Source organism: Streptomyces sp. DvalAA-14, assembly GCF_900091855.1.
Lineage (GTDB): Bacteria > Actinomycetota > Actinomycetes > Streptomycetales > Streptomycetaceae > Actinacidiphila.
In genome coordinates this window covers 25,782-36,902 of record NZ_FMCH01000503.1, presented here as the reverse complement: position 1 = coordinate 36,902, position 11,121 = coordinate 25,782, and the positions used below count along the sequence as shown (strand labels likewise).

Annotated in this window: 9 protein-coding genes; 4 read left to right on the top strand and 5 right to left on the bottom strand. The window is 73.7% G+C overall.

The genetic code is table 11. The features are described 5' to 3' along the window. Positions 1-32: 32 nt before the first annotated feature. The gene (locus GA0115240_RS27005; RefSeq protein ID WP_093740570.1) at positions 33-1,022 is read right to left on the bottom strand and encodes a DUF1702 family protein; all 990 of its coding nucleotides are present in this window, start codon (positions 1,020-1,022) and stop codon (positions 33-35) included. Positions 1,023-1,321: 299 nt separating this feature from the next. On the opposite strand from GA0115240_RS27005, the gene GA0115240_RS27000 reads away from it, so the two are divergent. The 3 genes from GA0115240_RS27000 (at position 1,322) to GA0115240_RS26990 (ending at position 3,549) form a co-directional block, all read left to right on the top strand. Continuing rightward, positions 1,322-1,906 (top strand): Dps family protein, encoded by a 585-nt coding sequence (locus GA0115240_RS27000; protein ID WP_093740568.1) that lies wholly within the window; start codon positions 1,322-1,324, stop codon positions 1,904-1,906. Between the two features lie 114 nt (positions 1,907-2,020). After that, positions 2,021-2,491 (top strand): hypothetical protein, encoded by a 471-nt coding sequence (locus tag GA0115240_RS26995; RefSeq protein WP_093740566.1) that lies wholly within the window; start codon positions 2,021-2,023, stop codon positions 2,489-2,491. Between the two features lie 374 nt (positions 2,492-2,865). Then, positions 2,866-3,549: a PRC-barrel domain-containing protein gene (locus tag GA0115240_RS26990; RefSeq protein ID WP_093740564.1), complete on the top strand. Its 684-nt coding sequence runs from the start codon at positions 2,866-2,868 to the stop codon at positions 3,547-3,549. 195 nt (positions 3,550-3,744) lie between these two features. Here GA0115240_RS26990 and GA0115240_RS26985 read toward each other — a convergent pair whose 3' ends face one another. Beyond that, positions 3,745-5,628: an ATP-binding cassette domain-containing protein gene (locus GA0115240_RS26985; RefSeq protein WP_093740562.1), complete on the bottom strand. Its 1,884-nt coding sequence runs from the start codon at positions 5,626-5,628 to the stop codon at positions 3,745-3,747. Positions 5,629-6,025: 397 nt separating this feature from the next. On the opposite strand from GA0115240_RS26985, the gene GA0115240_RS26980 reads away from it, so the two are divergent. Beyond that, complete coding sequence (locus tag GA0115240_RS26980) at positions 6,026-6,721, top strand: TMEM175 family protein (protein ID WP_093740560.1); 696 nt, start codon at positions 6,026-6,028, stop codon at positions 6,719-6,721. 133 nt (positions 6,722-6,854) lie between these two features. Here the strand turns inward: GA0115240_RS26980 and GA0115240_RS26975 are convergent, their stop codons facing one another. From GA0115240_RS26975 to GA0115240_RS26965, 3 genes are all read right to left on the bottom strand, one after another. Further along, entirely contained in the window at positions 6,855-8,372 is a 1,518-nt protein-coding gene (locus tag GA0115240_RS26975) for an APC family permease (protein ID WP_093740558.1), read from the bottom strand. A gap of 93 nt (positions 8,373-8,465) precedes the next feature. Further along, complete coding sequence (locus GA0115240_RS26970) at positions 8,466-9,581, bottom strand: amidohydrolase family protein (protein WP_218087441.1); 1,116 nt, start codon at positions 9,579-9,581, stop codon at positions 8,466-8,468. Positions 9,582-9,629: 48 nt separating this feature from the next. Continuing rightward, the gene (locus GA0115240_RS26965) at positions 9,630-10,952 is read right to left on the bottom strand and encodes a glutamine synthetase family protein (RefSeq protein ID WP_093740556.1); all 1,323 of its coding nucleotides are present in this window, start codon (positions 10,950-10,952) and stop codon (positions 9,630-9,632) included. Between the last annotated feature and the right edge of the window lie 169 nt (positions 10,953-11,121).

The window sequence follows — 11,121 nt, the reverse complement described above, 5'->3', positions numbered from 1 at the left end:
GGGGGCCGCGGCCGGCGCCGAGGCGGGCGCCCTCACCGGCCCGTGACCCGGCCGTCCCGCTCGGCGAACCGGGCCCGGATGCTCTGCCGCCACAGCTCGTAGGCCGGCACCGGACCGCCCGCGTGCGCGTGGTCCTCGGTGCTGTCGGCCAGCTCCACCGCCTCGGCGACGGTCAGATCGGTCAGCGCGAAGGTGGCCTCGGCGGTGTACCGCGGGATGTGGCCGGCGTAGTCGCGGGCCTTCGCGGCGAGGACCGCGCCCAGGCCCACCTCGGGCCGGTAGTCCTCGGCCAGTTTGCGCAGTTCGGTCAGATCCTGCGCGTCCGCGCCGCCGGCGAAGGCCGCGGCGAGCCCGACCCCGCTCCACAGGTCCGGCCGCCGGTGCCCGGCGAAGCCGGCCACCCGCGCCGCCACCGCGGCCACGTCCGCGCCGTGCATGAACCACAGCGCGCGCCCGATCCCCTGGTCCACCGCCCGCAGGAAGTAGTCGGGGTCGCCGGCCCACGGGTACGGCGCGGGCACGAACTGCCCGTCCACCCAGCGCTCGGTGTCGAAATACGCCCGGTCGAAGCCGTAGCCGTCCACCGCCAGCCAGCTCATGGTGGGGTAGTAGGGCGAACCGTCCAGGTCCGGCAGCACCTTCGACCACAGCCGGCGCGGCAGCCGCGCCATCGCGAAACCGATGCCTATGTACGTCAGGAAGATGTACGGCTGCGCGGGGCCGAGCAGGAACGCGCGGGAACGCTCGCCGCGCATCGCGTCGCGGATCGTGAACGCCATGGTGGCGCCCTCGTAGGCGAAGCCGCGCAGCTCGGGCTCCACGATCGCGAGCCGGCGCTCCACCTCCCACTGGTCGCGCGAGTCGATCGCCCATTCGAAGCCGCAGATCACCGACTGCGGGATGGCCTCCAGCCGCTCGGTCACCGCGGAGGGCCGGACCGGGAAGCCGCGCTGTCGGAAAGTCACGGCGGCCAGCGAGGGCGCCATGGCCAGCCTGCGCAGTGAACCGAGGACGGTGGACATCGACTGCCTCCCAGGAGTCGCCAGGCTCCCATGATCGGGACCGCGGCCCCCGGCACGCATCTTCCGTATTGCCGGACCGCCGACCGCCGACCGCCGGCCGCCGACTGCCGCAGCGCGGGTGCCGCCGGATCGGCGGTCCGCTCGCGGGCGGACCGCTCGCCGGGCCGGAAGTGCCACCGTTCATTAGCATGAGACGGGCGGCGGTCATGACACACCGGCCGACACCCGCAAGGCCACCGGCCCCGGCCCGCACCGTGCTGGCACAGCCCGACGAAAGCACTCCCCGGAAGGTTGGCGCGATGTCCACAAGCAGCTCGTCCGACGGCCACAAGAGCAGCCAGCCGTGGCTGCACCAGAGAAGCGGCGTGATCCAGGAGTTCGGCACCGTCAAGCAGTTCCCGATCGGGCTCTCCTACGACGCGCGCATGTATTCCTGCGAACGGCTGAGCCGGATTCTCGCCGACACCCAGATGCTGTACAGCCTCTACAAGAAATCGCACTGGCTGATGCGGGGCCCGACCTTCTACCAGCTGCATCTGCTGCTCGACAAGCACGCCGGCGAACAGCTCGAACTGGTGGACACCATCGCCGAACGCATGCAGTCGCTGGGCGGCGTCGCCGTGGGCGACCCCCGGCACGCGGCGGAGATCACCTCGGTGCCGCGGCCCCCCGACGGCGTCGAGGAGGTGCCGGCCATGCTCTCGCGGCTGCTCGAAGCCCATGAGCTGATCCTCGTCGACTCGCACGACGCGGCGGCCCGCACCGCCGAGATGGGTGACGACGGCACCAACGACCTGCTGGTCTCGCAGGTGATCCGCACCGGCGAGCTGGAGTGCTGGTTCATCGCCGAGCACCTCGTGGACACGCCCCTGGTGCACGTCTGACCGGTACGCGCTCCCGCCCGGGGCTGCCCGGAGGCCCGGACCGGCGCCGTTCCGGGCCCGCGGGCGGTTGGGCGCGCACGGCTGCGATCCCGCGAACGGAGTTTGGAGGGCACCATGACCGGCCTGGCCCGAGGGATGCTGTACGGCGCCGCCGCCGGAGCGGCCGGCACGACCGCGCTGGACAGCGTCACCTACCTCGACATGACCTTCCGCGGGCGGCCGCCCAGCAGCACACCCGAGGCCACCGTCGAGCGGCTCGCCGACGACCTGAACGTGGCCGTTCCCGGGGACGAGGCCAAGCGGCAGAACCGGGTCGCGGGCCTGGGCCCGCTCACCGGCATCGCCGCGGGAGTGGCCATGGGCGCCGTCCTCGGCGTGGCCCGCGCCGCCGGCTGGCGTCCGCCGGTGGCCGTGTCCTATACCGCCGCGGCGGTCGGCGCGCTGATCGGCACCAATGGCCCGATGACCGTGCTGAAGGTCACCGACCCGCGGACCTGGGCGCCCACCGACTGGGTGGCCGACATCGTGCCGCACCTGGCCTACGCCGCGGTCACCGTCTTCGTACTGCGACGCCTCGAGGACTGAGCCCGCCTCGGGCCCCGGCGGCACCCGGACGGCCCCACCGGTCGGCGGCATGGGCCGCCCTGCGTGCGGGCGTGGGCATGGTGGCAGCCGCAGCCGCAGCCGCAGCCGCAGCCGCAGCCGCAGCCGGAGCCGCAAGGGCAACCGCAACCCCAACCGGCACGGCGCCGCTGCCCGCTCGGGACGGGAATGGTGCGACCACGGGGTGGGGCCGACCGCGCGGGGAAGGCGATGAGGGCAGGGGCTACCGGGCCCGCCGGCAGGACCGCCCGGCACCTGCGGGCGGCCCCGGCCGGCTCGCAGACCGCCAAGCGGTCCCGGGCCGACGCCCGGACGGCCCAACCGGTGGACGCCCACCGGACAACCGAGGAGAGCCCATGACCGTCGCATCGACAACCCCCTTCACCATCGGCACCGAGGTCTCCTGCAGTGACGGTGTCTGCGGGGAACTGACCCGCGTCGTCGTCGACCCCACCACCCGTGCCCTCACCCACCTCGTCATCGGCCCCCAGCACCACCGGCCCACCGCCCGCCTCGTGCCGGTCGACCAGGTCGACCCGGCGCGCCCGCCGATCCAACTGCGCTGCACCGAAGCCGAGTTCGCCGCCTTCCCGAGCGCGGAGGAGAGCCACTTCCTCGCCGGACCGGACAACGACTGGGGCTATGAGAACAGCCAGATCCTCGCCTGGCCCTACTACGGACTCGGTATCGGAAACAGTGCGACCGGCCCGGCGGACATGGGCCCCCTGCTGACCGACACCGAAGCCCGAGCTGTCACCCGCGACCGGGTGCCCGCGGGTGAGGTGGAGATCCGCCGCGGTGAGCCCGTGCACGCCACCGACGGCACCATCGGCCGCGTCCAAGGACTCGTGGTGGACACCGCCGACCACCACGTCACCCATGTCCTGCTCAACGACGGCCACCTGTGGGGCAAGCGCCGCGTGGCCATCCCCATCGCCGCGGTCACCGGCGTCACGGACGGTGTCCGGCTCAGCCTCACCAAGGACGCGGTCCGCGATCTGCCGCCGGTCGACCTCGCCGCGCCCGGCGAGCCGGCCTGATCGGCGGCGGTCGGCGGTGAGTCGTCCGGGACGACGGCCACCACCCGCTGATGACCGGGACCGGTCACCCGCCCGGGACCGGACACAGTCCCCTCCCCGCGGCTGATATGCCGCGGACGCCGGCCGGTATCCCCTCGGCGCCGGGTCGAGACGGGGTGCCGGCCGGGGCGGCCTGGCAGACGGGTCATCGCGCTCTCACCGGTCCTTGGACAAGGCGAGCAGTTCGGCGAACAGGCCGTTGGCGTTGACGAGATCGTCGAAGGTGCCCTGCTCGGTGATCCGCCCGTGGTCCATGACGATGATCCGGTCGGCGATCTTGGTGTTCTCCAACTGGTGGGTGACCACCAGGGTGATCCGGTCGGCGGCGATCGCCTTGAGCCCCTCGAAGATGCGGTGCTCGCCGCGGGCGTCCATCTGCGAGGTGGGTTCGTCGAGGATGAGCAGGTCGGGGCGGCGGTACAGGGCGCGGGAGCAGACCAGCCGCTGCCACTGGCCGCCGGACAGCTCCGAGCCGCCGAACAGCTCGCGGGCCAGCAGCGTGTCCAGGCCCTGCGGCAGTTCCTCGATCGCCTCGCGCATGCCCACCGCGTCGACGGCCGCCCATACCGGCTCGTCGTCGTAGGTGCGGGGCTGGCCGAGCGTGACGTTCTCCCGGGCGCGCAGCGGCCACTGGGCGAAGATCTGCGGGACGAGGCCGCAGCGGGCCCACACACTGTGCGGGTCGGCGCCGGCCAGATCCACGCCGTTCCAGGTGACACTGCCCTTGTCGGCGAGGTAGATGCCGGTGATCAGCCGGCTGAGGGTGGACTTCCCCGAGCCGTTCTCCCCGACGATGGCGACGATCTCGCCGCGCCGCAGGGTGAGCGAGAGATGGTCGACCGCGGGGCGCTCCTTGCCCGGGTACTGGTAGACCACGTCGTCCAGGCGGACCTCGTCCACCGGCCCGGCGATGGTGTCCGGGCCGCGCCGGGGCGCGCGCTCGGCGGCCAGGTCGAGGAAGGAACGCATGTCGGCCAGATAGAGGCTGCTGTGGAACATCGCCGCCCCGCTGGAGACGAGTTGGGACAGCGCGGACAGGGCGGTCTGGACAGCGACCACGGCGGTGGCGACCACGTCCAGACCGACCCGGCCGCTGTCGGCGAGCCACGCGAGGGTGGCCCAGGTGCACAGCAGGAAGAAGCCGCTGAGCGCGGCGGCGGTCAGCGCGATGCGCAGCCGCTGGGGCGCGGTGGCCAGGGTGCGCCGGTCGATCCGCGCCGACAGGGCCCGGTACCAGAACAGCAGGTAACCGGTCATGCCGTTGGCGCGCACCTCGTCGCCGTACTTCGGGAGGGTGGCCCACCAGCGCATCATCGAGCGGACGTTGCGGTCGCCGACATTGGCGTAGTGGGTGGCGTAGTCCACCCGGGCGGCGAGCACCGCGCCCACCCCGGCGGGCAGCACGGCGAGCAGCAGCAGGGGGAGCATCAGCGGGCTGAGCACGGTCAGCACCCCGCTGGCGGCCACCATGCGGAGCAGCGCGGCGGTGAACGTCCGGGCGTCCTGGACCGTCATCTGGGTCCGAACGACGCCCATTTCGGCGGCCTCCTGCCGGTCGGTGAAGCCGTCCTCGCCGTAGGCGGCCGCCTCCACCTTGCAGACGCTGTCCACGAGCGCCGCGTCCGCCTCCGTCGTCAGCCCGGGGGTGATCCGCTCGTCGGCATACGCGGCCAGCGCCGTGGAGATCCGCACCGCGGCGGCCGCCACGGCGACGACCACCAGGGCGGGCATGGCCGCGTGCAGGCGGTCGGCGGCCGGCGCCGTGCCCACCAGCGGCCTCATGGCCCGCGACGTGCCCGTCAACAGGACCCCTGAGGCGACGCCGGTGAGGATCTGGCAGAACATCAGCAGCAGCACCCCGCGGCGATCGATGACCCAGGCCATCCGGGCCGTCTGCCACAGCACGGACGGCAGCCGGGCGCACAGCGCGCCGAAGGACACCCCGCCGAGCGGATTCTTGCCCCAGTGCCCGTGGAAGTTGATCTCGGCGGGCGGTGGAGGCGGCGGCGCCTGTCCCGCCACCACGGCTTCCGCGTTCACCGCGCCACCCCCGAAGCCGATTCGAACACTTCCGGCCAACCGGCGGTCAATACTGTGTACGGCATGGTCCCTCCCCTGGCTGCGGCAGATCCGGACAGTTGCTCGGATAACGGGGCGGTACGCGGGACCGTTACGGCCTCTCAGGAGTGAATCTCTCGAACATGTCTCCGCATTGCCGCAGCCGTGGCCCGAGCCGCCGAGGCGAGGGAGCGTGCGGCGTGTTCGATTCCGCGCCGGAGGCGCCGAGCCGGAAGGACACGCCGCCTTCGGAGCAATGACCAGTCCTCGGCGGGCGCCGGCGGGAAGCTCAGGTCGCCGGACCCGATGAGCGGCAGATCGATGCGGCAGATCGATGCGGCGGATCGACGGGCGTCAGGGCGACGGGCGGTAGGGCGACGTGACGGAGGACAAACACTCCCTGGGCCGGCTGACGACCCTGACCGACGCCGTCTTCGCCATCGCGCTGACGGTGCTCGTCCTGCAGATCCCCGTACCGCGCATCCCCGACCATTCCTCCGCCGGGCAGATGCGGGCCGCGCTGTCCCGGCAGGAGGGCCAGTTCCTCAGCTACGCGGCCACCTTCGTCATCATCGCGGCCTTCTGGCAGCAGCACCGGCGGCTGTTCCGCCTGGCCAGCTGGCACGACGAGTGGATCGCCCGGCTGAACACCCTGTTCCTGCTGCTGATCGCCTTTCTGCCGTTCCCCTCCGCCCTGGTCGGCCGCTACGGGAGCAACGCCGCCGCGGTCGTCTTCTTCGACCTCGCCGTCCTCGCGGTCGGCTGCGCCTTCATCCTGCTCTGGCTGCGGCTGCACCGCTCGGGGCACCTCGCCGACCGGATCCCGGCCGTCTACAGCCAGTGGATCCTGGCCCGTATCGTGGCGGTGTGCGCTGCCCTGGCCGCCTCCGCCGCCGTCGCCCCGTTCGCCACCGAGGCGGCCACCTTCGTATGGGCCGGCATCCTGCCGATCCTGATCGGCGTCAACCTCTACTACCGCCCGGCGATCCGCCTGGCCGACGCCGCCGGGGACGGGGGCGGGGGCGGGGGCGGTCAAGGGGACGCGGACGGTGACCCGGGCCGGGCGGGGGAGTGAGTCCGAGGTATCGCGGCCGCGGCCGCCGACCGCCTCCCCGACCGGACCGGCCGCCACGGCCCCCGGCCTCACCGGCCTTGCTCACTGCCCTTGCTCACTGCCCTTGCTCACTGCCCTTGCTCACTGCCCTCGCTCACCGCTCCCGCTCACCGCTCCCGCTCACCGCTCCCGCTCCCTCCTCCTGCCCCGACTCGCTCAGGCGCCGGCCGAGCCGGGTGGCCGTGGCGGGCGCGGCGAGGACCGCGACGACGGCGGCCAGCAGCCAGCCGCCCGCGACGACGGGGAACCAGTGGCCCGGCCCCGAGGCCGGGTAGGGGACGATGTTGCGGTAGAGGGTGTAGCCGAGCAGTGCCAGGGCGGCGAGCGGGATCGCGATCTGCCACCTGGGCACCGGCATCCGGCGCTGGACGAAGACCAGCCGGATCGCGCCGATCGTGGTGAGTGCGTAGGCCACCAGCAGGATGAGGGTGCCGATGGTGCCGCCCCAGACGAAGGTGTCCTCCGGGACGGCGGAGAAGGCCGTGATGCACAGGCCCAGCACCAGCGCCATCGTCGCGCTGACGGCGACGGCGGCGCGGGCCGGGGTGCCGAAGCGGGAGACGCGGCCCAGGCCGCGTTCGCCGAAGCCGTCCCGGTTCATCGCGAACAGCAGGCGGGCCGAGCCGACCGTGCAGGCCAGGCAGCAGCCGAAGGCGCTGACGGTGGCGCCGAGGGTGACCGCGTCGCCCACCCAGGAACTGAGGTAGCTCGCGCCCAGATCCCCGATCAGCGAGGACGAGGAGCCGAAGGCGGCGACGCCCGCCTTGTCGGCGCCGAAGCCCATCATCTCGACGGCGGTCACCACCACGAAGAAGACGCCGCCGAAGACGGTGGTGGCCAGCATCGCCCGGGGGATGTCGCGCCGCGGGTCGAGCGACTCCTCGCCGAGGGTGGAGGCGGCCTCGAAGCCGGCGAAGGAGAGGAAGCCGAAGACCACCCCGAGGAACAGGGCGGACGGCGCGGTGCCGGGCGGGACCGAGAACACGGACAGCGTGAAGCCGTGTCCGGAGGGGGCGTTGCCGGCCAGGAGCCGGATCAGCACCACGGCCGCCACGACCAGGATCAGCGCGACGGTCGCTCCCTCGACGGTGAGCAGCACGTTGGTGCCCCGGCGGATCGAGGCGATCGTCAGCCAGCAGGCGAGCAGCAGGACCGCGCCGGTGAGGATGAACGGGGCGTCCACCGGCGGGTTCGACCAGGCGCCGGTGCGCTGCAGGAAGGAGGTGCCGAAGATGCCGACCACGGACGAGGTGGTCACCCCGTAGAACAGGTACGTGCCGACCAGGCCCCACCCCGCGACGACCCCGCTGCGGGGTCCGAGGGTGGCGCCGACGAAGGCGTAGACCGAGCCCGCGTGCTGGTAGTACTGGCACAGGCGGACGAAGCCGTAGGCCACCAGCAGCACGCCGACGGCCGCGATCAGGAAGGCCAGCGGGATGGCGCGGCCCACGCTGGGCGCGGCAGCCTGCGGATTGATGTTGACGGCCATGCTGGGCGCCATGAGCGCCATCGAGAGTCCCACGGCCTGCCAGACATTGAGGCTGGGCCGCAGTGCGCGCCGCCGCTGTTCCGCGGAGCGGTCGCTGGGAGTGGCGAGGGTGGAGTCGGACATGTCAGGTCCTTCCGCCGTGAGCGTCACGTCGGCACGGCGGCGCGGCGAAGCGCGGGGTTGCCGGTGCCGTGCTACGAGTCTGCTCGCGGCGTGTTACGGGCGTAAGAGGGCCTGCCCGTAGAGCCGGTCGGCGTTGCCGGCCCCGATCAGGTCCGCGAGGCGGGCCGCCTCGGCGGGCGGCAGGCCGGCGTCCCGGGTCCAGCCGGTGACGGCGTCGCGGAAGGCGGTGGCGCCCACCAGGTGGAGCTCGGGCAGTCCGTAGGCGTCGGTGGAGAACAGGACCTTGCCGAAGGGTGCCAGTTCCAGCGTCTCACCGAGCAGGCGCGGCGCGGCCGGACCGGTGTAGGACAGGGTCAGGCCGACGTCGCAGTAGACATGCGGGAAGGCCTGGGCCAGCCAGGCGGCCTGACGGTGGAACGGGTAGCAGTGGAGCAGCACGAGCGGGGTGCGGTGCGGCTCCACCGCCCTGATGAAGCCGGTGAGCAGCGACGGGTCCGCCCGATGCAGGGTCAGGTCCGGGTCGCCGAAGCCGGTGTGCAGCTGGATCGGCAGCCGCAGGTCGACGGCGGTCCACAGCAGGTGGCGCAGCAGGACGGGATGGCTCAGGCGGGGACGGCCGCCGCGGGCGGCTTCGGCCAAGTGGTCGCCGGCGGCCCGGGCGACCTCGGCGGGGGTGGGCCGGGCCGGGTCGATGTCGAGGCCGTGCCGGTAGGCGAGGACGGATTTCACCGCGACCGCGTTCGCGGCGCGGACCGTTTCGGCGATGGCGGTACGGGTCGCCTCGCCCCAGTGGGCCGCGCTGCTCGTCGTCTGCTCGGCGATGTGTTCCAGGCGGACCACCTCGCGGACCCCGGCGCCGGACAGCGCCGCGAAGGCGGGCAGGCCGAGCAGTGGGGCGCCCGCCGCGGTGGTCAGGCCGGTGTCGACGAAGCAGGAGTCGAGGCCGGCGGCGCGCAGCAGGCGGCGGGCGGCTTCGGCGCCGCCGAGAGCGGCCCGGGCGGCGAGATACGTCTCGGGCCGCGGCTGCCGGCCCGCGTCCAGGACCGGGCCGCACACCCGCAGGACGGTCAGGCCCAGGGCGGAGTCCCAGGGGGTGGTTCCGGCGGCCGGCGGGCGGTCGGACTCCGTCAGGAGCGAGGCGAAGGCGTCCGGTGACAGGTCGTGGTCCGGGGCGGCGATGCTGTGGGTGTGCTGGTCGATGAGGCGCACGGGGGGCTCCGGCGGGGGCTCGGCGGATACGGCCGGGACGGGGGTCGGTCAGTAGCGCCAGCGGGTGGCTTCGGCGATCTGGGTGGGGGTGCGGTCGGCGAACAGCTCGATCTCGGCCTGGCGGACGGCGCGGACGGCCTGGTGGAGGGGCTCGCCGAGGGCTTCGCGGAGGGTGGCCGAACTGGTGAAGGCACTGAGCGCGTCGGCGGCGGACTCGGGCAGCCGGGGCGGCGGGGAGGACAGGCGGGCCGGATCTCCGTTGACCTCGGCGGGGAGGGTGGCGGCGGCGTCCAGGCCGGCCAGGGCGGCGGCGATGGTCCCGCCGAGCGCGAGGTAGGGATTGGCGGCGCCGTCGAAGCATTTGACCTCGGCGTTGGCGGAGCGGCCGGAGATCAGGCGCAGCGCGGCCTCGCGGTTCTCCGGGCCCCAGCACTGGTAGGCGCCGGCCCACTGCGAGGGGACCAGGCGCAGGTGGCTCGCCGGACCGGGGGCGCCCAGCACCAGCAGGGCGGGCAGCGCGTCGAGGATGCCGGCCAGCAGCGATTCGCCGGTCGCGGTCAGCTGGTACGGGCCCGCGCCGCCGGTCATCAGGTTGCTGCCGTCGCGCCAGGCGCTGAGGTGGAGGTGGGCGCCGTTGCCCACGGCGCCGGGTTCGAAGCAGGGGGCGAAGGAGGCGCGCAGTCCGTGCCGGGCCGACACACCGCGGATCGTCTGGCGTACCAGCACCGTGCTGTCGGCGGCGGCCACCGGTTCCTGCGCGGCGACCGAGACCTCGAACTGGCCGGCGGCGTACTCGGGGTGGATCTGCTGGACGTCCAGGCCCTGTGCTTCCAGGGCCCGCAGCAGGTCGCGGAGGTAGTCGGACAGGTCGGTGAGCCGGTGCAGGCCGTAGGCCGGGCCGCCCTCGGCCGGATCGGTGCCGTCGGGGCGGCGCATGATCCACTCGACCTCGTAGGCGGCCAGCAGGCTCAGGCCCCGGGCGCGGGCCCGCTCGGTCATCCGGCGGGCGAACAGCCGCTGGCAGGCCGGGTGGGCGGTGCCGTCCTGGGCGTAGCGGTCGGCGGGGGCCCAGGCCCAGCCGGGTTGCGCCGCGAGCGGGACCGCGCGTTCGAGGTCCGGGAACAGGCGCAGGTCGCCGTCGGGGCCGCCGAGGCCGGGGCCGGTGGTGGCGGAGTCGTCGACGAGGAAGGCGTCGAAGACGGGGGACATGCCGACGCCGTCGCGGACCACGTCCTCCAGCCGGCGCAGCGGGACGCCCTTGGTACGGGTGATCCCGGCGTTGTCCACCCAGCTGAGGGCCAGGCCGACGACGCCCTCCGCGGCGAGTTGAGCCCGCATCAGGTGGGCCTGCGCCGAGCGTTCTTCGTCCATGGGAGGACATGCTGCCGCGCGGGGCGCGGTGGCGCGAGAGGGCGGTGGGCGTCGGAGTGACGGCGTTCACCCGGACGGGGACGGCCCGCGGGCGCGCGCCCCCGCGGGCACGCGGCGGAGCCCGGAGCCGGGGCCCTACCACCCACCTCGCCGCGCGACCGAAACCCGG

What these genes read in the sequence shown, in the direction of transcription:
- GA0115240_RS27000 (WP_093740568.1), top strand. Translation starts at nt 1,322, where the DNA reads ATGTCCACAAGCAGCTCGTCCGACGGCCACAAGAGCAGCCAGCCGTGG.
- GA0115240_RS26990 (WP_093740564.1), top strand. Translation starts at nt 2,866, where the DNA reads ATGACCGTCGCATCGACAACCCCCTTCACCATCGGCACCGAGGTCTCC.
- GA0115240_RS26965 (WP_093740556.1), bottom strand. Translation starts at nt 10,952, where the DNA reads ATGGACGAAGAACGCTCGGCGCAGGCCCACCTGATGCGGGCTCAACTC.
- GA0115240_RS26975 (WP_093740558.1), bottom strand. Translation starts at nt 8,372, where the DNA reads ATGTCCGACTCCACCCTCGCCACTCCCAGCGACCGCTCCGCGGAACAG.
- GA0115240_RS26995 (WP_093740566.1), top strand. Translation starts at nt 2,021, where the DNA reads ATGACCGGCCTGGCCCGAGGGATGCTGTACGGCGCCGCCGCCGGAGCG.
- GA0115240_RS27005 (WP_093740570.1), bottom strand. Translation starts at nt 1,022, where the DNA reads ATGTCCACCGTCCTCGGTTCACTGCGCAGGCTGGCCATGGCGCCCTCG.